This window comes from Micromonospora sp. NPDC005203 (genome assembly GCF_042872705.1).
In the GTDB taxonomy this organism is placed as follows: domain Bacteria; phylum Actinomycetota; class Actinomycetes; order Mycobacteriales; family Micromonosporaceae; genus Micromonospora.
The window spans coordinates 625,557-647,761 of record NZ_JBIAKV010000002.1 but is presented as its reverse complement, the minus strand read 5'-3'; the positions used below and the strand labels follow the sequence as shown (position 1 = coordinate 647,761).

Annotated in this window: 17 protein-coding genes and 1 pseudogene; 7 read left to right on the top strand and 11 right to left on the bottom strand. The window is 71.9% G+C overall.

Features of this window, described 5'->3' with window-relative positions; translation table 11 throughout:
* Nucleotides 1-130: 130 nt before the first annotated feature.
* Together ACFYPM_RS08315 and ACFYPM_RS08310 are read right to left on the bottom strand one after the other, a co-directional pair.
* Nucleotides 131-817, bottom strand: a complete 687-nt coding sequence (locus ACFYPM_RS08315) for a response regulator (RefSeq protein WP_387193398.1) — start codon at nt 815-817, stop codon at nt 131-133.
* A 2-nt stretch (nt 818-819) separates the two neighbouring features.
* The gene (locus tag ACFYPM_RS08310; RefSeq protein ID WP_357247080.1) at nt 820-2,058 is read right to left on the bottom strand and encodes a PspC domain-containing protein; all 1,239 of its coding nucleotides are present in this window, start codon (nt 2,056-2,058) and stop codon (nt 820-822) included.
* Between the two features lie 182 nt (nt 2,059-2,240).
* Between ACFYPM_RS08310 and ACFYPM_RS08305 the strand changes: the two genes are divergently transcribed.
* From ACFYPM_RS08305 to ACFYPM_RS08295, 3 genes and pseudogenes are all read left to right on the top strand, one after another.
* Nucleotides 2,241-4,043 (top strand): PspC domain-containing protein, encoded by a 1,803-nt coding sequence (locus ACFYPM_RS08305; protein ID WP_387192538.1) that lies wholly within the window; start codon nt 2,241-2,243, stop codon nt 4,041-4,043.
* A pseudogene (locus ACFYPM_RS08300) lies at nt 4,040-4,267 on the top strand (hypothetical protein); the annotation flags it as partial. The gene ACFYPM_RS08305 and the pseudogene ACFYPM_RS08300, both read left to right, overlap by 4 nt.
* A gap of 561 nt (nt 4,268-4,828) precedes the next feature.
* Nucleotides 4,829-6,082, top strand: a complete 1,254-nt coding sequence (locus ACFYPM_RS08295) for a phosphatidylserine decarboxylase (RefSeq protein ID WP_387192535.1) — start codon at nt 4,829-4,831, stop codon at nt 6,080-6,082.
* Nucleotides 6,083-6,142: 60 nt separating this feature from the next.
* On the opposite strand, the gene ACFYPM_RS08290 is transcribed toward ACFYPM_RS08295, so the two are convergent.
* From ACFYPM_RS08290 to ACFYPM_RS08280, 3 genes are all read right to left on the bottom strand, one after another.
* Nucleotides 6,143-7,081 (bottom strand): CDP-alcohol phosphatidyltransferase family protein, encoded by a 939-nt coding sequence (locus tag ACFYPM_RS08290; protein ID WP_387192532.1) that lies wholly within the window; start codon nt 7,079-7,081, stop codon nt 6,143-6,145.
* A 347-nt stretch (nt 7,082-7,428) separates the two neighbouring features.
* A complete protein-coding gene (locus ACFYPM_RS08285) occupies nt 7,429-8,424 on the bottom strand; it encodes an NUDIX domain-containing protein (RefSeq protein ID WP_387192529.1) in 996 nt (331 codons plus the stop codon).
* A 707-nt stretch (nt 8,425-9,131) separates the two neighbouring features.
* Nucleotides 9,132-10,082, bottom strand: coding sequence for an NUDIX domain-containing protein (locus tag ACFYPM_RS08280; RefSeq protein ID WP_357378019.1), 951 nt, complete (start codon nt 10,080-10,082; stop codon nt 9,132-9,134).
* Nucleotides 10,083-10,225: 143 nt separating this feature from the next.
* Here ACFYPM_RS08280 and ACFYPM_RS08275 point away from each other — a divergent pair, with 143 nt between their 5' ends.
* Nucleotides 10,226-10,633, top strand: coding sequence for a PspC domain-containing protein (locus ACFYPM_RS08275; protein WP_387192525.1), 408 nt, complete (start codon nt 10,226-10,228; stop codon nt 10,631-10,633).
* 7 nt (nt 10,634-10,640) lie between these two features.
* On the opposite strand, the gene guaA is transcribed toward ACFYPM_RS08275, so the two are convergent.
* Nucleotides 10,641-12,197, bottom strand: a complete 1,557-nt coding sequence (gene guaA, locus ACFYPM_RS08270; RefSeq protein WP_387192522.1) for a glutamine-hydrolyzing GMP synthase — start codon at nt 12,195-12,197, stop codon at nt 10,641-10,643.
* 146 nt (nt 12,198-12,343) lie between these two features.
* Between guaA and ACFYPM_RS08265 the strand changes: the two genes are divergently transcribed.
* Nucleotides 12,344-12,799 carry a GNAT family N-acetyltransferase gene (locus ACFYPM_RS08265; protein WP_387192519.1) on the top strand — a complete coding sequence of 152 codons (456 nt, stop codon included), beginning with the start codon at nt 12,344-12,346 and terminating at the stop codon, nt 12,797-12,799.
* Here ACFYPM_RS08265 and ACFYPM_RS08260 read toward each other — a convergent pair.
* Nucleotides 12,796-14,493, bottom strand: coding sequence for an FAD-dependent oxidoreductase (locus ACFYPM_RS08260; RefSeq protein ID WP_387192516.1), 1,698 nt, complete (start codon nt 14,491-14,493; stop codon nt 12,796-12,798). The two genes, ACFYPM_RS08265 and ACFYPM_RS08260, sit on opposite strands and share 4 nt — an antisense overlap.
* Nucleotides 14,494-14,638: 145 nt before the next feature.
* Here ACFYPM_RS08260 and ACFYPM_RS08255 point away from each other — a divergent pair, with 145 nt between their 5' ends.
* Nucleotides 14,639-15,757 carry an LCP family protein gene (locus tag ACFYPM_RS08255; protein ID WP_387192513.1) on the top strand — a complete coding sequence of 373 codons (1,119 nt, stop codon included), beginning with the start codon at nt 14,639-14,641 and terminating at the stop codon, nt 15,755-15,757.
* 6 nt (nt 15,758-15,763) lie between these two features.
* Here ACFYPM_RS08255 and ACFYPM_RS08250 read toward each other — a convergent pair whose 3' ends face one another.
* The 4 genes from ACFYPM_RS08250 to guaB all read right to left on the bottom strand — a co-directional run bounded on the left by ACFYPM_RS08250 (nt 15,764) and on the right by guaB (nt 21,599).
* Nucleotides 15,764-17,218 carry a M1 family metallopeptidase gene (locus tag ACFYPM_RS08250; RefSeq protein ID WP_387192510.1) on the bottom strand — a complete coding sequence of 485 codons (1,455 nt, stop codon included), beginning with the start codon at nt 17,216-17,218 and terminating at the stop codon, nt 15,764-15,766.
* 97 nt (nt 17,219-17,315) lie between these two features.
* Nucleotides 17,316-18,731 carry a M1 family metallopeptidase gene (locus ACFYPM_RS08245; RefSeq protein WP_387192507.1) on the bottom strand — a complete coding sequence of 472 codons (1,416 nt, stop codon included), beginning with the start codon at nt 18,729-18,731 and terminating at the stop codon, nt 17,316-17,318.
* 156 nt (nt 18,732-18,887) lie between these two features.
* Nucleotides 18,888-20,006 (bottom strand): GuaB3 family IMP dehydrogenase-related protein, encoded by a 1,119-nt coding sequence (locus tag ACFYPM_RS08240; protein ID WP_387192504.1) that lies wholly within the window; start codon nt 20,004-20,006, stop codon nt 18,888-18,890.
* A gap of 30 nt (nt 20,007-20,036) precedes the next feature.
* Nucleotides 20,037-21,599 (bottom strand): IMP dehydrogenase, encoded by a 1,563-nt coding sequence (gene guaB, locus ACFYPM_RS08235; protein WP_387192501.1) that lies wholly within the window; start codon nt 21,597-21,599, stop codon nt 20,037-20,039.
* 185 nt (nt 21,600-21,784) lie between these two features.
* Between guaB and ACFYPM_RS08230 the strand changes: the two genes are divergently transcribed.
* Nucleotides 21,785-22,204, top strand: a complete 420-nt coding sequence (locus ACFYPM_RS08230; protein ID WP_387192498.1) for a DUF5319 domain-containing protein — start codon at nt 21,785-21,787, stop codon at nt 22,202-22,204.
* The last annotated feature ends 1 nt before the right edge of the window (nt 22,205 follow it).

Sequence of the window (22,205 nt, the reverse complement as noted above, 5' to 3'; positions counted from 1 at the left end):
GGACGCCCAAAGCCGCTCGCATTTCGACCCGTCCGGACAGGTCGACTACGGCTGCACGGGCACGATCACCGGCTGGGTGGACGAGTGCGCGGAGATCGTTTGTCTGATCCTCGGCCACGGTGACACGCCGTCACACCAGCCGGCGGTCCGCCGCCCAGCGGGAGAGTTCGTAGCGGTTGGACATCTGCAGCTTGCGGAGCACGTTCGACACGTGCGTCTCCACCGTCTTGATGGAGATGAACAGCTCCTTGGCGATCTCCTTGTAGGCGTACCCCCGGGCCAGCAACCGCAGCACCTCCCGCTCCCGGTTGGTGAGCTGGTCCAGCTCGGGGTCGGCCACCGGGGCGTCCGGCCGGGCCGCGAAGGCATCCAGCACGAACCCGGCCAGCCGAGGGCTGAACACCGCGTCGCCGTCCGCCACCCGGCGGATCGCCGCGGCCAGCTCGTCCGGGGAGATGGTCTTGGTCACGTACCCCCGCGCACCGGCCCGGATCAGCCCGATCACGTCCTCCGCCGCGTCGGAGACGCTCAGCGCCAGGAACTTGACCTGCGGGTGCGTACGCCGCATCGCCTCCAGCACCGCCCGCCCGCCGCCGTCGGGCATGTGCACGTCGAGCAGCACCACGTCCGGGCCGACAGCCGCGATCCGGGTGACCGCCTCGGCCACGGTGCTCGCCTCGCCCACCACCTCGACGTGGACGCCCAACTCCGCGCGCACCCCGGCCCGGAACATGGCGTGGTCGTCCACCAGAAACACCCGGAGCCGCTCGGGGCGGGGCTCCGCCGGGTCGAGGTGCTCGGTCGGCTGCTCGGCCATGGTCATCTGTTCCTCTCCGCTGCGGACGAGTCCCGGGAGATCGGCAGTATCAACCGGACCTCGGTCCCCTCCCCCGGACCGGACCGGATCTCGGCCCGTCCGCCGTGCCGCTTCATCCGCCCGATGATCGAGCCGCGTACGCCGTGCCGGTGGTCCTCCACGGTATCCGGATCGAAGCCCTTGCCCCGGTCCCGGATGAAGACGCTGACCTGATCGGGCTCCACCTCGGCGTAGAGCGACACGGTCTGCACGCCGGCGTGCCGGGCCGCGTTCACCAGCGCCTCCCGGGCAGCCGCGACCAGCGCACCGACCTTCTCGTCGGTCTCCCGGTCCCCCACCACGACCGCCTCCACGGTGATCGCGTAGGTGTCCTCGACCTCGGCGGCGGCCTGCTCCAGCGCGGCGGCGAAGCGCTCGCTCGGCGACGCGGTCGGCTTGTACAGCCAGTTGCGCAGCGAACGCTCCTGCCCTCGGGCCAGCCGCTGCACCATCTTGACGTCGCTGGCGTTGCGCTGGATCAGAGCCAACGTGTGCAGCACCTGGTCGTGCACCATGGCGGCCAACTCGGCCCGCTCCTGCTCACGGATGCGCCCCTCGCGCTCCGAGCGCAGCTGGCTGTACGTCCGCCAGAGCACGGGCGCGGCGACCACGCCGACCCCCGCCAACCCGACCAGCGCGAAGATCACACCGTTGATCACCGCGTCGAAGTTCTGCGCCGGCGAGTAGACCGCCGCGACGCCGATGATGCCGACGGCGACCAGCACCCCACCGCCGATGAACCGGAGCACGAACGCCCGCCGGTCACTCTCCTCGACGACCGCGCCGAGCCAGGGCACCGGCATCGCGTTGCCCCACTGCCGCCGCCGTTCGGGTGCGGACTGGTGCCAGATGACCCCGGCACCGACCGCGATGATGGCCACCAGCCAACCGGCCGTGCCGGCCGCGCCCACCGAGTCGAAGACCATGACCTGGATCAGCAGGACACCGAGCCCGATCCCTACGAACGGCAGGAGCTGGGCGACGTCGCGTCGGGGCGGCACCGCGGTGTCACCGGGCCGCAACGGCACCACCGCCCAGAAGGCCGCGTAGAGCAGCAGGCCGAGCCCGCTCAGCCCGAGCAGCACCATGAACGCGACGCGCACCCGCAGCACCGAGATGCCGAGATGGTCGGCGATACCGGCGGCGACGCCGGCGGCCATCCGGTGCTCGGGAGCACGGTAGAGGCGCGGGGGCGGAATCACGGTGCTGATCGGAGGCTCCCTGGTCGCGGTGGCAGGTCGGTGCAGGTCGATGACCTGATCGTCACACGCTGCGGCGTCGACGACCACGGGGACGCCCCGGACATTCCGGCCCCCGGATCTCAGGGTGGGGTCAGGGTCTCCTCCTGAGGTCGTTCGGGTTCACCTGGCAGCAGGATCGAAGCATGACCGAGGAAGCTGCCCCGCCACCCCGACCGGGGTCGGCGGAGCCGGGTGGTTCAGCACCGCCCCCACCAGCCACGACGCCCGCCGAATGGACCGAACCCCGCACCTTTGGTCCGCCCACCGGCTACGGCCCGGACAGCGGCGGCACACCCGCCGATCCGGCCGGCGGCTACCCGCCGCCCACCGGCGGCCACGGGCCGGGGTTCGCGGCCGGCACCGGTTACGGAGCTGCGGGCACGCCACCCGGACCGGGCGGTGCGGGTCCGTCCGCGCCGCCACCGCCGTTCGCCGGCACCGGTTTCACCTCGCGGTACGGGTTGGTCCGACCGCGCGAGGGCCGGTATCTGGCCGGCGTCTGCGCGGCGATCGGACGAGCCACCAACACCGATCCGGTGCTCTGGCGGGTGCTGCTCGCGGTGCTCGGGTTCTTCGGTGGCATCGGCATCCTGGTGTACGTCGCCGCCTGGTTGGTCATCCCGAACGAGGGCGACACCGCCTCCCCGATCGAGTCCATGCTCGGCCGCGGCCGCTCCAGCATGTCGCCGGTGACCGTCATCATCCTGGGCATCCTGGTCGCCGCCAGCTTCGGCTACATCGTCACCGACGCCTTCCGCGCGGTGCTGCTCGGCGCGGCCATCCTGATCGCCGGCGCACTGCTGCTCAACCGGGACAACCGCACCCCACAGCCGGGCGCCCCGGCCGGGCCGGCACCCTCCGGTAACCCGCCCGGCCCGGTCCCACCGGTGACCTGGCCCGCGCCGTCGTACGGCGTGGCACCGCCAAGCGGCGCACCGGCGGCCGGGGGTGCTCCGACGTACGCCACCGCGACCGCGGGGGGAGCTCCCACCGTCACCACCCCGGCGTACGGCCTGCCACCGGCCGGCGTTCCGCAGTCCACCGCCACGGCGCAGCCGGTCTTCGGAGCGACCCCGGTGTCCGGGCAACCGGCCGGCCCGACGACTGTCGCAGCGGGCTGGCCGGCACCCGCCACGGACTGGCCGGGCACCGACCCGACCACCGCCGGATGGCCGTCGGCACCGGTGACCGGCGCACCCCTCGACCCGACCGGCTATCCGACCGCCGCCCCGGCGTCCGGATACCGCCCCCCGTTCGCGCCGCACGGCCCGTACGCTTCGCCGGCCCCGGCCGCGGCCCGTCCGCCGAAGCCACCGAAGCCGCCGAAGCGCCCCAAGGAGCGTTCGCCGCTCGGCGCGGTGACCTTCTCCCTGATCTTCCTGGTCCTCGGTGTGGTCGCCCTGCTCGACCTGCTCGACGTCTTCGCCATCAGCGCGTCGGCGTACTTCGCGGCCGCGCTGGCCACGATCGGGCTCGGTCTGCTGGTCGGCACCTGGTTCGGGAGGGCCCGCTGGCTCATCGCGCTCGGTCTGGTGACCGCGGCGGCGCTGGGCACGGGGACGGTCGCCGAGTCCTACGACCGGATCCGCGGGGTCGACGGCGCGGTGACCTGGGCACCCACGGACTACCGCGATCTGGCCGACCGGTACGAGAACAGCTTCGGTGACGCCGTTCTCGACCTGCGCGGGATCGACTTCGCGAAGCGGGACAGCCAGGTGACGGTTGCGATCAACTTCGGCAAGGCGACAGTGGTCGTCCCGCCGAACGTGGACGTCACCACGGTGGCCGACGTCAACGCTGGTGACGCCACCATCTTCGGCAACCGTTCCGGCGGGCTGGACGGTCGCCTACAGGAGACCACCGACCTCGGAATCGACGGTGCCGGCGGCGGCAAGCTGCGCCTGTACATCCACGTCAACGCTGGCAACCTGGAGGTGACCCGGTGAAGGCTCACCGCACGGATCTGGTGTCGTTCGCCTTCGGGCTCGTGTTCCTGGCGCTGTCGGCCTGGTGGCTGCTCGCCCAACTTCTCGGGTTCGCGCTGCCGGCGGTCGGGTGGTTCCTGGCCAGCGCTCTCATCCTGATCGGGGTCTTCGGGCTGGTCGGCGCACTGCGCTCGGGCCGGTCGGGTCAACCGGAGCAGACCGCCGAGGTCGGTGCCACCGTGGCCGCCGCGCCCGTCGCCGGCGCGTCCGCTCCGGTCTCCGGAATGCCGACCTCCGGTGCGGCACTGCCGGTCTGGGAGGCCGAACGTTCCACCTGGGACGCTCCCCCGCCGGGAGCGACCCCGGAGACGGCCACCACCGAGGTACGGGCACCGGAGGCGCCGTCCGCCGAGGTGATCCACCCGGCCTGGTTGGCTCACCCGCCAGCGGAGCCGGAGACCGCCCCGATCGCCGGCCAGTCCGACGACCCGACGCTCCCGCTCGTCGGCCGAGCGCCGGACGGGGACGAGCCGACCCGCTCCGAGCATCCGGACGAGCCGGCCCGCTCCGAGCATCCGGACGAGCCGGCCGGCGACCAGCCGGGTGACGGGCGGGAGGCTCGACGGGGAGAGGTCTGACCTCGGGCGCAAACCGGTCTCGGCCTGCCCGACCACCACGGCGGTGCCGCTGGGCCGGACGGACGCATATGCTGGCCGGTGGAGATCTCGCCTCCGCCGGCCGGCCCGTCCCGCCATGGCGGTCCCGCCGCGATTCCCGTCTCTAACCCCGTCAGGAGCCCGCCCGACATGACCCAGTCCCCCGCCGTGCGTACGACCGGCCGGTCCGGTCCGGTCCGCATCGGCGAGCGAGCCGCCCGCACGCTCGTCGCCGAGCTGGCCCGGATCAACGACCCCAAGGCCGCCCTGCTGGTCGGGGTGGGCCCGGAGTCCGCGGTGCTGGCCGCGGCGATCGAGGCGCTGCTCCCCGGTGACCGGCTCACCGTGGTGCCCGCCGAGCCGTTCGGCGCTGCCGCGCTCCGCGAGCACGTCAACACCCAGGGCCGCTGGGTCGCCGACCGGGTGGGGGTCGTCGACTCCCTGGCGGAGGCCGAAGCCGCCCGGGTCGTCATCGCCGGCGAGGTGTTCACGGGCACCGCCGAGGAGACCCGCAGCGGCATCGAGGGCCTGGCCAAGTTCCTGTCCGACGGTGCGGTCCTGAGCGTGGCCACCACCGCCACGCCCGGCCGGACCACCGGGGCCGCCGCCGAGCTGGCCCGCCAGGACGCCCTCTACGGCGTCGGCGCCGACCTGGTGCTGCGCAACTCGCCGCCGGTACGGGTCTACCGACTTCGCTTCACCGCGGCCAGCCCTGCCACGGCCGAGAGGCTCGCCCCCGCGCACCGGCCGTCGAGCGTGCCGCTGACCCGCGGCATGCACATCGACTCCAACGGCGTGGCCGCTGCCGGCATCACACTGGGCCTCGCAGCGCTGGCCCGGGTGGTGCGCCCGTCGTCGAAGCTCTGGCTGCTGCCGGCGCTGGCCGCCGGGCCGGTGGCCGCGTTCTTCCGGGACCCGGAGCGCGACGTACCGGAAGACCCGACCGCGGTGGTCGCCAGCGCGGACGGCAAGGTTCTGTCGGTGCAGCGACTGCACGACGAGCGTTTCGGCGACGGCGAGTGGCTGCGGGTCGCGGTTTTCCTGTCGGTGCTGGACGTGCACGTCAACCGTGCCCCCGTCGCCGGCAAGGTGGTGGACTACTTCGTCGCCGACGGCGGCTTCGTCAACGCGATGAAGCCGGACGCCGAGCACAACGTGGCCGCGTACACCGTGCTGGACACCGCCCGTGGCACGGTGGTGGTCGCGCAGCGCACCGGGCTGATCGCCCGTCGGATCGTGCAGCGCGCGCCGATCGGCGCGCTGCTGGCCAAGGGCGAGCGCTTCGGGCTGATCCGTTTCGGCTCACGGACCGACGTCTACCTCCCGGCCGACGCCGCCGACCCGCTGGTGGGGCCGGGCGACAAGGTGGTGGGCGGGTCCACGGTCATCGCTCGCTGGCGCTGACCCACGCACGTGGAAACGGGGCGCCGCTGACCGCGGCGCCCCGTTCTCGTTGCGGGAAAATCAGGCGGTACGACGTTGCCGCAGCCAGAGCACCGGCCCGCTGACCAGGTAACCCACCACGATCAGCGCGAACGTGAGCCGGATGTCGATGAGTGCGCCGATCACCGGGGCCAGCCACAGCCACGGCGGCAGCTTCACCAGGCGGGCGAGCTTGGCGTACGGGAAGCTCGACACCATCGCGAAGGCGAGCAGCGCGACCCCCGCGACCAGCACAGCACCGGGCACGGGCAGGCCGATCGCCACCGTCAGGGCGAGCACCGCGGCCGCCATCGTGCTGGGCACGCCGCAGAAGAACCTGCCGTCCTTCGGCGAGACGTTGAAGCGGGCCAGTCGTATCGCGGCGCACGCCGCGACCAGGGCACACGCCACCGCCGCCGCCGCCGTGGAGACGGAGCCGGCGAGCGAGGCGTAGACCACCACGGGCGCGGCGAGGCCGAACGAGCACATGTCGGCCAGGGAGTCCATCTGCGCGCCGAACGGGCTGGCGACGCCCAGCCGTCGGGCCAGTGCGCCGTCCAGGCCATCGAAGGCGACGCAGGCGATCAGGCAGAGCGCGGCGATGCGCACCTCACCCTGCATGGCCAGGAAGATGGCCAGCATGCCGAGCATCAGGCTGGCCAGCGTGCAGGCGTTGACCAGGCCGAACTTCATCCGGCGGGCAATGGTGCGGTCGCCGGGGAGGAGCGGGATCGAGTGCGAGAAAGCCTCGTCGGCGTGCGCCAGGGGCGGCATCGCCGGACTGACCGGCATGATCGCCTCGATCTCGGCTCGACCGACGCCGGGCGCCGGACGGCTGAGCCGGTCCAGGCCGTAGCGGCGGCGCTGCCGGTCGGCGTACCGGTGCTCGGTCGGGGTCAGGTCGGTCACGTGCAGGTCACCATCACGGCGACCTACCCGGACCAACAGCACCTGGCGGGCGAATGTGCTGCTGCGGCGCAACGGGCCCGCCCAGCGACGCCCTGCGGGGCGCGGACTGTCAGTAGTACGACGCCGGCGCCATGGGGCTCTCGGCACGTTTCCTCCATCACCGGATCGGCTGGCCGCCGCGGGGCGGGTGTCCGGCTGTCTCGTGCCGGACCGTGCGTGGCCCGGCAGCCGTTCTGCGCGGAGTACACCATCGCATAGGGGGACATGGCTTGGCGATAGCTGCCGGCGGTGCTTGTAACTGGTCTAAACCGCTCGAACCGCTCGCTTATTCCCATCCTGGGCTTCATCGCCCGTTTCCTCCATCATTCCCGCCATTGACTGTACCGGAGGGTCACCAAGTCGGCTCATCGAGCGGAGTGCTATCGGCCACTCTGTCCGATTGCCACGGCAGCGATGTCGCTCAACGGCAGGTCGAGGGCGTGCTCGCGAGTGAACCATCCAGCCCGCGCCGTCGAACCCCCGGCCGATTCGGTGACCACCGCATCGCTGGGTGTGTCCACCAGCACCCGATAGGTCACCCGTACGCCGTGCCAGTCCAGGGGTCGACCCTCCGGGCCGAGCGCAGCAGGGTTGTGCAGGTTGTTCACACCGAGGATCTCCTCCACGCGGCCCCGCTGACCACTCTCCTCGACCAACTCCCGGAGCAGACCGGTGGCTGGATGCTCGCCATGGTCGGTCCCCCCGCCCGGGAGGTGCCACAGGCCAGCCCCCGGATAACCGGCCGCGATCTCGGTCAGCAGGATCCGCCCAGCGGGGTCGGTGACCAGCCCGTACGCCCCGAAGCGCAGCCTGCGGTCGGGATGCGGCGGCGAAAACGGCACACGCGCCCGACGCGCCCCGGGCGCCAGTGGGGTCACCGGCAGACCGAGCACCCCGGCGGTGAACGGCGTCAGCGGCACCCGCGCCGCCTCGGCCAGGGTGAGCCAGCACACCCGGTCCACCGCGCCACCACCGAGGTCGCCCATCACGCCGTCGCCCGATGCAGCGTCACCCGATGCGCCGCCGCGCTGTACGCCGTCGCCCGGCACGCCGTCACGCCGGACCCCGTCACGCAGTGCGCCGTGAGGCGCAGCAAGCTCGAACAGCAGCCGGTCGGTGTGCAGCGCGACGTCGTCCTCCGGATAGGTGACCACGTCGGCGACCACCGTGCGGAGCCGGCCGACCACCACGGTCAACCCGGCCTGCTCGGCTACCGCACGGACCATGGCGCGCTCCGGGTGCTCGGCATGCGCTACCGCATCACCGGGCAGCCGCCAGATCCCCGGGAACTCACCCCCGACCCCGTCCCGGACCACCAGGACCCGGTCCGAATCCCAGAGAATTCCGAAAACGCCAACCCGCCGCAAAAAGTCCATCCCCGCCAACTCCGCTCCCCCGCCCAGCCGCCCAGCCGCCCAGCCGCCCAGCCGCCCAGCCCGTCGATCATGAGGTTATTGCCGTCCGCCTCGGCGTGTCCTGACAATAACTTCATGATCGACGCTCGGAGTCCGAGGATTCGCGCGAGCGCTGTCCGTGCTGGGCGTTAGGTGCGCTCGCCCGGCAGCGCGGCGCACCCCGGGGTGGCGCTCGCCGGCAGCGCGGCACACCCGGGAGGCTGGTTTAGCAATGATCGACTCGGGTTCATTGATATCGGGGTATTCGGAAGCTTGGGACACCCCGACATCAGCGAAACGGAGCTGATCATCCGGCCCGTATCGCTCCTTGGGACTTTCTGGCGAGCCGCACCTCCCGGAGGTCCGGACAGCCGCCGAACCATCCGACGCTCGGCACTCGGCACCCGGCCCAGATGCGCTGCTGTCGGCGAGCATTACCGGCGGAGACCTACCCGCCAGCACGCCCACCACCAGACACACCACCACCAGACACACCACCGCCGGTGACGCGCCACCGGCCAAGCGCCCGCCGCAGCACGCACCACCACCGTCCAAACCCGCCCGCAACGCGCCACCGGCCAAGCGCCCGCAAAACGCGCCACCGGCCAAGCGCCGCCGCAGCACGCACCACCCCACCGGCCGAGCCGCCGCGGCTGTCTGCCCGCTTCAGGTGGAACGGGGCCGGCGGGTCAGGTGAGCTGGGCGGCCTGGACCGCTTCGGCGGTCACCTCGGTAAGGTGGTGGGTGGGGAGAGCGCCGAGCTCCTCGCGGGCGAACCAGCGGGCCTCGCAGGTGGAGCCACCCACGTCGATCACGGTCAGCGGGTTGGGCTGGTCGACCACGACCCGGTAGAAGGCACGCACCCCGTGCCAGTCGATCGGGTAGCCCTCCGGGCCGAGCGACGCGGCGTCCCGGTGGCTGGCCACGCCGAGCAACTCGACCAGACGGCCGGTCTGCCCGGTCTCCTCGACCAGCTCGCGGATGAGCGCGGCACCGGGCTGCTCGCCGTAGTCGGTGCCGCCGCCGGGCAGGTGCCAGCAGCCAGCGCCCGGGTAGCCGTCGGAAACCCTGGTGAGCAGCACGCGACCGGCCGGGTCGGTGCACACCGCGTACGCGGCGAAGCGCTGCGCCCGGTGCAGCCCGTCCGGACCGGGGACCGCGTAGAAGGAGGGGAACTCGGGCGCCTCGTCCGGCACCACGTCGGCGGAGGACGTGGGCAACCCGAGCGCACGCGCGGTGAACGAGCGCAGCGGCAACTCGCGCGCCTCGTCGAGGGTGTACCAGCGGGCCAGGTCGGTGGGACGCTCGCCGACCCGGTCGGCGAGGGTGCCGCCACGGACCGCCACCTGGTAGATCAGCCGGTCGGTGTGGATGGTGATGCCGCGCTCCGGCAGCGCCCGCATGTCGGCGAGCACGTCGGCCAGGCCCGAGACGGCGACCGACAGGCCGGTCTCGGCGGCGGTCTCGCGGACCACCGTGTGGTTGGGATCCTCGCCGTGGTCGACCGCCCCGCCGGGTAGGGACCACGTGCCGGGGGTGCCGGAGCGCTCCGAGGCGCGCACCAGCAGGACTCGGCCTGTCGAATCAGCACAGACTGCGTATGCCGCGATCCTGCGGAGCGGCTCCAGCAAGGTGGTCACGGAAGCAAATTCTCCCCGCACCGGGTTACCGGAACGGAAAAGAGTCGGATTCCTGACTGTCTGGCCCCGATCAGGGATTGGTCAGGGTAAGGATCCGGGCGGTCACCGAGGGCGGGGCGGGCACCGGCGCGGACCGTGGAGGCATGACATCGACCACCGCTTCCCACGCCCCGTACAAGCAGCTCCGTCGACCCACCACCGACCGTATGGTGGCCGGGGTCGCGAGCGGCGTCGGCCGCTACTTCGCCGTCGACCCCACACTGGTCCGGGTGGCCTTCGCGGTCACCGGCCTGCTCACCGGCGGGCTCGCGCTGCTCGCGTACCCGATCATGTGGTTCCTGATGCCCGAGGAGCCCACCGGCGCGCCGGCCTGGCCGCACGCGGCGGGCGTCGCGCCGCAGGCGGGTCCGCCGCCGACCGCCGGGCCTGCGCCGGGCGGGCCGGTGCCGGGGTACGCCCCGACGCCGCCCTACCCGCCGACGACCCCGCTCGACGCGCCGCCGAGCCCGGCGGACAACCCGCACAACAGTAGCCCGCCGCCGGCCGCGTGAACGGCGCTCACTCCCACTCGATGGTGCCCGGTGGCTTGCTGGTCACGTCCAGCACCACCCGGTTGACCTCGGCCACCTCGTTGGTGATCCGGGTGGAGATCCGGGCCACGACCTCGTAGGGCAGCCGTGACCAGTCGGCGGTCATGGCGTCCTCGCTGGAGACGGGGCGCAGCACCACGGGGTGCCCGTAGCTGCGCCCGTCTCCCTGCACACCGACGCTGCGCACGTCGGCGAGCAGCACCACGGGGAACTGCCAGACGCCCCGGTCCAGGCCGGCGGCGGTCAGCTCCTCGCGGGCGATCAGATCGGCCTCGCGCAGCAGGTCGAGGCGCTCCTGGTTGACCGCGCCGATGATCCGGATGGCCAGACCGGGACCCGGGAACGGGTGCCGCCAGACCATCGCCTCGGGCAGGCCGAGTTGAAGCCCGAGCGCGCGGACCTCGTCCTTGAACAGGGTGCGCAGCGGCTCGACGAGCGCGAACTTCAGGTCCTCCGGCAGACCGCCCACGTTGTGGTGGCTCTTGATGTTGGCGGTGCCGGTGCCGCCGCCGGACTCCACCACGTCGGGGTAGAGGGTGCCCTGGACCAGGAACTCCACGTCACCGTGCGAGGCGATCTCGCGGGCGGCGGCCTCGAAGACCCGGATGAACTCCCGACCAATGATCTTGCGCTTCTGCTCCGGGTCGGTCACGTCGGCCAGCGCGCCGAGGAACCGGTCGGTGGCGTCGACCACCTTCAGCTTGATGCCGGTGGCGGCGACGTAGTCCTTCTCCACCTGCTCGGCCTCGCCCGCGCGCAACAGACCGTGGTCGACGAAGACGCAGGTGAGCTGGTCACCGACGGCCTTGTGCACGAGCGCGGCGGCGACCGCGGAGTCCACCCCGCCGGACAGGCCGCAGATGACCTCCTTGTCGCCGACCTGGGCGCGGATCCGGGCAACCTGCTCGTCGATGATGTTCTCGGGCGTCCAGGTCGGCTCGATGCCGGCGATGTCGTACAGGAAGCGGGTCAGCATCTCCTGGCCGTGCGCGGTGTGCCCGACCTCCGGGTGGAACTGCACGCCGGCCCGCCGCCCGGCCAGGTCCTCGAACGCCGCCACCGGAGCGCCCGCCGACTCGGCGGTCACCGTGAAGCCCTCGGGCGCCTCCGTCACGGCGTCGCCGTGGCTCATCCAGACCGGCAGGTCCGCGGGCAGGTCGCGCAGCAGCACACCCGGGTCGAGCAGGCGGGGGCGCAGCGGCGTGCCGCCGTACTCCCGGTTGCCGGTCCGCGCGACAGTGCCGCCGAGCGCCTGGGCCATCGCCTGGAAGCCGTAGCAGATGCCGAAGACCGGCACGTCGGCGCTGAACACGCCCGCGTCGATCTGCGGCGCGTCCGGCGCGTAGACGCTGGCCGGGCCACCGGACAGGATGATCGCGGCGGGGTTCTTCGCCAGCATCTCGGCGATCGGCATCGAGTGCGGCACGATCTCGGAGTAGACCTTCGCCTCGCGAACCCGGCGCGCGATGAGCTGGGCGTACTGGGCTCCGAAATCCACCACGAGGACGGGGCGAGGCAGGCTCATGTGCGCAAAGCCTACCGACAGTCACGGCCGGGCCGGGCCCGGGCCGGCACTCCGGCGTGCCGCGGCGGCGGCTGCGGGGGCGGCGGCCGGTCGAAGGGCACCCTAAGATCGACGTGTGGCGATGACGGCCGGAGGAGGGGACGGGTGTGACCGAGGTGACCGTACGGCCCTTCCGGGACACCGACGCCGAACTGCTTGCCGCACTCGTCGCCAGGTGCCTTCGGGAGGTCAACAGCCGTGACTACCCGGCCGACCTGATCGAGCGGATGTGCGCGCACTTCGACGCCGCCCGCTTCCGCGAACTCGCCGCCGTCCGGGAGGTGTTCGTCGCGGAGCAGGGCGGGCGGGTGGTCGGCACCGTGTCCCGGGACGGCAACAAGGTCTACACGATGTTCGTCGATCCGGACCGCGCCGGCCAGGGTGTCGGCCGCCGGCTCATGCGCCACATCGAGCGGCTGGCCGGCGCCGACGGCCACGACCACATGGAAACCGGCGCCAGCATCACGGGGCACGGCTTCTACCACCGACTGGGCTACCACGACGTCCGGGTCAGTGAGACCGACTTCGGGCTCAACCACATCCTCCGCAAGCCGCTGCGCTAGCCGCGCAGCGCGCCCGGGGCGTCCGCCGGCACCGCCGGGTGGTGCGGGGGTACGGGCGCGAGTCGGCGGTACGGGGAGCCGAGCGTCGGGCGGGGGTCCTCCTCGCCCTTGTTGGGCCAGCAGGACATGGCTCGTTCCGCCTGCGCGGTGATCGTCAACGAGGGGTTCACGCCGAGGTTGGCCGAGACCGCCGCGCCGTCGACAACGTGCAGCCCCGGGTGCCCGTACACCCGGTGCCAGGGGTCGATCACCCCGTCGGCCGGCGTCGCCCCGATCACCGCGCCGCCCAGGATGTGCGCGGTCATCGGGATGTCGAACGGCTCGGTGAGCGGGCCGCCGGGAGTGCCGCCGATCTCGTCGGCGAGCAGTCGGGCGGCGGTGTTGCCGGCCGGGATCCAGGTCGGGCTCGGCGTGCCGTGCCCCGGGCCGGTGACCAGCCGACGGCCGAACACCCCGTGCCGCCACCGGGTGGTCAGCGAGTTGTCCACCGACTGCATCACCAGGGCGATCACCGTCCGTTCCGACCAGCCGCGCACGGACAGCATCCGGGCGACCAGCCCCGGTTGCCGCAGCATGCTGCCCAGCCAGCGCCGTACCCGGTGCGGACCGCCGTCGACAAGCAGCGACTGGAGCAGCCCCATCGCGTTGGAGCCCCGCCCGTAGCGGACCGGCTCGACGTGGGTCTGCGGGTCGGGGTGGAACGAGCTGGTGATGGCCACCCCCTCGGTGTAGTCCAGGCGCTCGGACCGGGCCCGGCGGCGGGACACCGAGGCGGCCAGGATCGCCTCGGAGTTGGTCCGGGTCAGCTCGCCGAGGCGGGGCGAGAGCCCGGGCAGCACGTCGTCGGCCTTCATGGCGTGCAGCAGCCGCTGGGTGCCGAGCGCCCCGGCGGCGAACACCACCTGGTCGGCGTGGACCACCTGCCGCCGCCTGCGCAGCCAGGCGCCGGTGCGCTCGGTACACACCTCGTACCCGCCGCCCGCCGCCGGTCGGACGGCGGTCACCGTGGTCAGCGGATGCACCGTGACGCCCTGTCGTTCGGCGAGCCAGAGGTAGTTCTTGACAAGCGTGTTCTTCGCCCCGTGCCGGCAGCCGGTCAGGCACGAGCCGCAGTGCAGGCAGCCGGTGCGCTCCGGACCGGCACCACCGAAGTACGGGTCGGCGACCCGCCGGCCGGGACGACCGATGTGCACACCGACAGGCGTGGCGTGGAAGGTGTGCCCCACCCCCATCCGCTCGGCCACCGCCCGCATGGCGCGGTCCGCGCCGGTCTCCAGGGGGTACGTGGTGACGCCGAGCATCCGTTTCGCCTGGTCGAAGTGGCCGGCCAGCTCGGCACGCCAGTCGGTGATGTCCCGCCACTGCGGGTCGGCGTAGAAGGCCGGCAGCGGCTCGTAGAGGGTGTTCGCGTAGACGAGTGAGCCGCCACCCACCCCGGCGCCGGACAGCACCAGCACCCCTCCGCCGGACCGCCGGTCGGCCGGGCGGAGCAGGGTGAGCCGCTGGATGCCGTAGCAGCCCAGCTTCGGCGCCCAGAGGAAGCGGCGGGCCCGCCAGGACGTCTGCGGGAACTCGTCGTCGGTGAAGCGCCGGCCAGCTTCCAGCACGGCGACGGAATAGCCCTTCTCGGCCAGCCGGAGCGCGGTGACACTGCCACCGAAGCCGGATCCGATAACGACCACGTCGTACCGCATGAACGCATCATTACTCGCGAGTAGCGCTCGCGCCAGCGCCAGTTTTCGCGCGATCATGCTCCGGCCGACCGACCCGACGCATTCCGGCCGCAACCCGGAGCACCCGTCGGAGCGTTGAACACCTAACGGGTGGAAGGAATCCAAGATGATCCTCGGGTCGATGGCGCCGCGCCGACGGTGGTTGCTGCTGGGGTTGACAGCCCTCGCCGCCGTCGCGCTGATCGCGGCCGCCACGGTGGTAATCACCCGGCTGACGGGCGACAGCAAGCCGAGCGGCGCTCCGGCGACCGGCTCGCCGACGCTGTCACCGGCCGGGACACCCACCCCGAGCCCCAGCGGCCCGCCACCGGGCGCGGGCATCACCGGCCCGCTCAACCTGCTGCTGGTCGGTGTGGACACCCGGGTCAGCGTGCCCGGCTGGGAGCCGCACGCGGACGCGGTGCTGGTGCTGCACGTACCCCAGGGGTTGGGCCAGGCGTACCTCTTCTCGCTCCCCCGCGACCTGCTGGTCGACATCCCGGCGTTCCCGAAGGCCGACTACCGGGGCGGCAAGACCAAGCTCACCCACGCCATGAGCTTCGGCAGCCGGGTGCCGGACAAACCCAAACAACCAAGCACCGCCCAGGGGTACGAACTGCTGCGCAGCACGGTCAGCGGATACACCGGGCTGCGCATCGACGCCGGCGCGGTGCTCACGTTCAACGGGTTCGACCGGCTGGTCGACGCGCTGGGCGGAGTGGACATCTACGTCGACCAGCGGGTCGAGTCGCGCCACCGGCAGCCGAACGGCAAGTACCGGCAGACCGCGCCCGGCGGATACACCGGGCCGCAGCAGGTCTACGAGAAGGGCAACCAGCACCTCAACGGCTGGCAGGCACTGGACTACGCGCGGCAGCGCTACATCACCGGTGGCGACTACGCCCGGCAGCGGCACCAGCAGCAACTCGTCAGGGCGCTGACCCGCAAGATCCTGGACGAGGGCCTGGCCCGGCAACCCGAGCGGGTCGACCAGGTGGTCGCCGCCCTCGGCGACACCCTCGTGTACGCGGGTGGGCCGCGGATCGTCGACTTCGCGTACGCCCTGGGTGGGGTGCCGGCGAACCGCTTCACGCTCGTCGGTCTGCCCGGTTCCGGCGTCGGCAAGGGCAGCGCCTACCGTGGCGAGCAGCTCACCAGCGTCGGCCGGAAGTTCATCGGCGAACTCCGTGCCGGCCGCGCCGACGCCTACCTCGCCGCCAACCCCAGCCTGGTCGTCAAGAACTGACCCCGGTCAGAGTCGCTTGGGCAGAGCCGGCTTCTTGGTGCCGTAGAGCCAGGCGTCGAAGAGCTGGTCGAGCTGCTTGCCGGAGATGCGTTCGGCGAGCGCCACGAACTCGGCGGTGGTGGCGGTGCCGTTCCGCTTCTCCGCCGCCCAGGTCTTGACGATCTCGAAGAACGTCTTGTCGCCGACGGACACCCGCAGGGCGTGCAGCGTCATCGCACCGCGCTGGTAGACCGACTCGCTGAACAGCTCCTTCGCCCCCGGCTTGCCCGGCGGCGTCTTCCACATCTTCTCCGGTGCCCTGGCGTACCGGTTGTCGAACGCCTCCTTGGCCGTGGAATTCCTGGTGTGCTCCGTCCAGAGCCACTCCGCGTACGTCGCGAAGCCCTCGTTGAGCCAGATGTCCTCCCAGGTGCCCAGGGAGACGCTGTCGCCGAACCACTGGTGGGCCAGCTCGTGGGCGACCACCGCGGTGTTCGAGCCCTGCCGGAAGAAGCCTGCCGAGTAGACCGGACGGCTCTGCGTCTCCAGCGCGTAGGAGATCCGGCTGTCCGAGACCACCACACCGCCGTACGCGTCGAACGGGTACGGCCCGAACACGGTTTCCAGGTAGTCGGCGACCTTCGTGGTCTCGGCGATCGCCGAATCCGCGGAACCGTTTGCCGCGATCGCGACCGCGCTGTAGACCGGCTTCCCCCGGTGCGTGGAGGTGGTGACCCGGAACTCGCCGATCACCATCGTGCTCAGGTAGCTGACCATCGGCGACTTCTCCGACCACTTCCAGGTGGTCCACCCGGCCGTGCTGGCCTTGCCGCCGGGAACGCCGTTGCTGACCGCGGTGAGACCGTCCGGCACCGTGATCTCGAAGTCGTACGTGGCCTTGTCGGACGGGTGGTCGTTGACCGGGAACCAGGTGCTGGCCGACTCGGGCTGCCCCAGCGCGATGGCACCGTCGGGGGTGTGCAGGAATCCACCGTCACCGAGGGTCTCGTTCTTCAGCGGCTTCGGCACGCCCTCGTAGGCGATCTCGGCGACGAACCCGTTGCCGTTGACCAGACCGGAGGCTGGCTTGATCACCAGCTCGTTCCGCTCCCGGCGGTGTGTCGCCGGCGCACCGTCCACGGTGATCGCGCTGACGGTGAGGCCGACGAGATCGAGGTTGAACGTCGACAGGTCGGCCGTCGCGGTGGCCTGCACGGTGGTCGTGCCGGTCAGTCGGTCCTTCGCGGGGTCGTAGCGCACCTTGACCACGTACCGTCCGACGTCGTAGCCGCCGTTGCCGTAGCTCGGGAAATAGGCGTCGCCGGCCCCCGGCGCGCCCGCGGTGAACGTCCGCGACGGCGTGGGCGACACGCTCGGCGACGGCGCGGGCCTCGAGCCCGTCGAGTCGCATCCGGACAGGACGAGTGCCCCGGTCACCAGCAGAGCCGAGCCTATCCGCAGTCCACGTCGCCGTACCCGCATCCCACACTCTCCCCGTGACGGCCTGGGCCGCTCCCCGCGCACGGGCTTGTCCCCGCCGCCCCGGACGGCAGCATATCGACAGGCCAGCACGGCGTCGTCACGGCAGTGTGGGCGCTGAGCCACCCACCAACCAGGCGTCGAAGAGCGGTCGGAGCTGCCGACCGGCCACCCGCTCGGCCAGCGCGACGAGGTCCGCGGTGGTCGCGTTGGCCGCCGCCCGCTCGGTGGTCCAGGTCCGCAGGATGCGGAAGAACACCTCGTCACCGACAGTCCGTCGCAACGCGTGCACGGCCAACGCCCCGCGCTTGTAGACGGCCGTACCGAACATCCGCTCCCGGCCGGGCTCGACCGACGGCTGCGACCAGTCGGTGGACGCGTACTGGAGCTCGAAGTTGCGTTGCGCGGTCCGGCCGCCGTCGTGTTCCTCCCACAGCCACTCGGCGTAACTGGCGAAGCCCTCGTTCAGCCAGATGTCGCTCCACCTGCCCACCGACACGCTGTCGCCGAACCACTGGTGCGCCAGCTCGTGCGCCACGACGCTCGGGTTGGGCCGGTCGTCGGTGAAGAACGCGGGACCGTAGACCGGGCGGGACTGGGTTTCCAGCGCGTACCCGACCCGGTCGTCGGCGACGACGATCCCGCCGTACGAGTCGAACGGATACGGGCCGAAGCGGCTGGCCAGGAAGTCGGCGATCGCGCCGGTGCGGGCCAGTGAGGTGGCCGCGCCGCCGGCCGGTGGCAGGCTCGCCGCCACCGCGGTGACCATCGGCCGGCCGGCGTGCGTGCCGGTCACCACCCGGTAGTCACCGATCACCAGCGTGGTCAGGTAGCTGGCCATCGGGGTGCGCTCCGACCAGTGCCAGGTGGTCCAGCCGTCGGCGCTGCTCTTCGGCCCGGGCACTCCGTTGCTCAGCGCCGCCAGGCCGTCCGGCACGGTCACCGCCAGGTCGTAGCTGGCCTTGTCCGACGGGTGGTCGTTGACCGGGAACCAGGTGGCGGCCGAGTCGGGTTGGCCGAGCGCGACCGCGCCGTCGGCGGTGTGCAGGAAGCCGCCGCTGCCCAACGACCCGTCCACGACGGCGGTGGGCACGCCCGCGTAGTCGACGGTCACGGTGAACTGCTGGCCACGCGGGAGACCGCCGCGAGGGGTGATCACCAACTCGCCGTTGTCGCGGCGGTGGTCGGCCCGCTCGTCGCCCACCCGGACGGCGTCGACGGCGAGGCCGGCCAGGTCCAGGTTGAATCGGGACAGGTCCTGGGTGGCCGTGGCGGTGATGACGGCTCGACCGGTCAGCCGGTCGGTCGACGGGTCGTAGCGGACGTCCAGGCCGTAGTGGCTGACGTCGTAGCCGCCGTTACCACGCCCCGGCACGTACGGGTCACCGGCGTCGGCCGCACCGGGCCGGAACCCGTCCCGGTGCTCGCCCGTACACCCCGCCAACAACAGCCCGACGACGCAGGCCAGCGCCGCGACCAGCCGGGTGCCGACGGGCGTCCGTCCGGTCCGGACCATGCTGACTCCTCCCGCGCGGGGTCCCGGGTCAGGACGAGCGTAGCCAGCGGCACCGACCGTGCGACCGGTATCGGCCTTTTGTTGGGATCCGGGGCGTAGCGCGACGAAGGCCGACCCCGCCTCGCGCGGGGCCGGCCTTCCAGCGTCTGGGAAAAATCAGCGGTCCAGGACCAGGCCGACCTTCTGGAACTCCTTCAGGTCGCGGTAACCGCACTTGGCCATCGCCCGACGCAGCCCACCGAACAGGTTGAGCTGGCCGTCCGCCTCGTCCGCCGGCCCGAAGAGCAGCTCCTCCATCGACCCGAGCGGCTCACCGGCCACCTCGAAGGCGCCCCGGGGCAGCGACGGGTGGCTCGCCGCCGAGTGCCACCAGGCACCACCGGCGGGGGCCTCCTCGCAGAGCGACAGCGGCTCACCGAGCATCACCGCGTCCGCGCCGCAGCCGATCGCCTTGGCGATGTCACCCGACGTCTGGATGTCACCGTCGGCGATCAGGTGCACGTACCGGCCGCCGGTCTCGTCGAGATAGTCGCGACGGGCCGCCGCGGCGTCGGCGATCGCGGAGGCCATCGGCACCCGGATGCCCAGCACCGACTCGGTCGTCGACCACTCGTCGCCACCGATGCCCACGATCACACCGGCCGCACCGGTACGCATCAGGTGCAGCGCCGTCTTGTAGTCCGTGCAGCCGCCGACGATCACCGGCAGGTCGAGGTCGGCGATGAACTCCTTGAGGTTCAACGGCTCGTCGGTGGTCGACACGTGCTCGGCCGAGACGATGGTGCCCTGGATGACCAGGATGTCCACCCCGGCGTCCAGGATCACCGGGGCCAGCGCCAGGGTGTGCTGCGGAGAGACCCGTACCGCCACCGTGCCGCCACCGGCACGCAGCTCGCGCACCCGTTCGGCGATCAGGTCCGGACGGATCGGCTCGGCGTACACCTCCTGGAGCCGCTTGGTGGCGCGGGCCTCCTCGTCGAGGCTGGCCAGCTCGTCGAGCACCTTCGTCGGGTTCTCGTAGCGGGTCCATAGGCCCTCGACGTTGAGCACGCCGAGACCGCCGAGCTGGCCGAGCCGGACCGCCGAGGCCGGGCTCATGGTGGCGTCGGAGGGGTGGCCGACGCACGGGATGCCGAACGGGTACGCGTCGAGCTGCCAGGAGGTCGACACGTCGTCGACGTCCCGGGTACGCCGGCTCGGCACGATGGCGATGTCGTCCAGGTGGTAGCCGCGCTGCGCGGTCTTGCCCAGCCCGATCTCGACCACGTCACGCATGGGGGACTCCAGGTGGTTGGGGGTGATGGGTCAGCGGGAGTGGTAGTTGGGCGCCTCGACGGTCATCTGCACGTCGTGCGGGTGGCTTTCCTTCAGCCCGGCCGCGGTGATCCGGATCAGCTGGCCACGCCGGTGCAGCTCGGGGATGGTCGGGGCGCCGCTGTAGAACATGCCCTGCCGCAGGCCGCCGACAAGCTGGTGGGCGACGGTGGCGAGCGGGCCACGGTAGGGGACCTGCCCCTCGATCCCCTCCGGGATCAGCTTCTCGTCGGAGATCACGTCGTCCTGGAAGTAGCGGTCCTTGGAGTAGGACTTCTGCACACCCCGGCTCTGCATGGCACCGAGCGAGCCCATCCCCCGGTAGGACTTGTACTGCTTGCCGTTGATGAAGATCAGCTCACCGGGGCTCTCCTCGCAGCCCGCGAGCAGGCTGCCGAGCATCACCGAGTCGGCGCCGGCCACGAGGGCCTTGGCGATGTCACCGGAATACTGCATGCCACCGTCGCCGATCACCGGCACACCCAGCGGCCGGCAGGCACGGGCCGCCTCCATGATCGCGGTGATCTGCGGTACACCGACCCCGGCGACGACCCGGGTGGTACAGATCGACCCCGGGCCGACCCCGACCTTGACGGCGTCCGCGCCGGCCTCGGCCAACGCACGGGCACCGGCGTAGGTGGCCGAGTTGCCACCGATCACCTGGACGTCGGTCTCCCGCTTGAGGCGCTGGATCATCTCGACGATGGCCCGACTGTGGCCGTGCGCCACGTCCACCACGACCACGTCCACCCCGGCGTCGACGAGGGTCCGAGCCCGCTTGTACGACTCCTCACCGAAGCCGATCGCGGCGGCGACCCGCAGCCGGCCCGAGGAGTCCTTCGTCGCCAGCGGGAACTGCTCGCTCTTGGTGAAGTCCTTGACGGTGATCAGACCGCGCAACCGGCCGCCCTCGTCGATCAGCGGCAGCTTCTCGACCTTGTGCTTGCGCAGCAGGTCGAGCGCGTCGGCCTTGGTGACCCCGACCGGCGCGGTGATCAGCGGGGTCTTGGTCATGACCTCGTGGACCGGGGTGGACGGATCGGAGACGAACCGCATGTCCCGGTTGGTGATGATCCCCACCAGTGCGCCGCTGGCGTCGGTGACCGGCAGGCCGGAGATCCGGAACTTCGCACAGAGCCGGTCCACGTCGCGCACCGTGTCCTCCGGCGAGCAGGTCACCGGATTGGTGATCATGCCCGACTCCGAACGCTTCACCAGGTCGACCTGCTGGGCCTGGTCCTCCATCGAGAGGTTGCGGTGCAGGACGCCGATGCCGCCGTTACGGGCCATCGCGATCGCCATCCGCGCCTCGGTGACCGTGTCCATCGCGCTGGAGACCAGCGGGATGGCGATCTCGATCTCCCGGGTCAGCCGGGTGCGGGTGTCCACCTCGCTGGGGGCGACGTCCGACTCGCCCGGCTGCAACAGCACATCATCGAAGGTGAGACCGAGCGGCACCACCCGGGCAGAGCCGGCCGGCAGCTCGGGCAGGTGGCCGCCCAGGTCGGCGTACTCGGCGCCGGCCGCAAAGTCGGTGCTGGGCGAATTTTCCACGATTGCTCCCCTGAGCTGCTCGAATGGGCTTCAGCGAGGTGGCGCGTGCGGGCACCGGAGCACGCCACGGTGCCGGCACATCGCCTCATCGTACCCAGTGAGCTGGGCGACCCGTCCGTGGCAGGCCGGCCCGGTGCAAGGCCGGGGGGCGGACGTTCGCGCCGCGTTGGGTCTACGGTGAGGGGGTGCACGACGAGCCCATCGACCCGTTCAACGGCGACCCGGCCGATCCGACCGCGGGTCTGGATGACCCGGGCGATGACGCGACGCCGGATCCGCTGACCGACGTCGAGCGGCAGGATGTGCTGGAAGACCTCGCCGACCTGGAGATCTACCAGGCTCTGCTGGCCCCGATCGGGGTCCGCGGGCTGGTGATCGAGTGCGAGGACTGCCAGGAGCCGCACTACTTCGACTGGGACCTGCTCCGCGGCAACCTCCGGCACCTGCTCAACTCCGGTCGGCCCCGGGTGCACGAGCCCGCCTACGACCCCGACCCGGACCACTACGTGACCTGGGACTACGCCCGGGGGTACGCCGACGGGGTGCACGACACCCTGACCGAGGGCACCGAGGACGAGCCGGGCACCCCGACCGTCACCGAGTGAC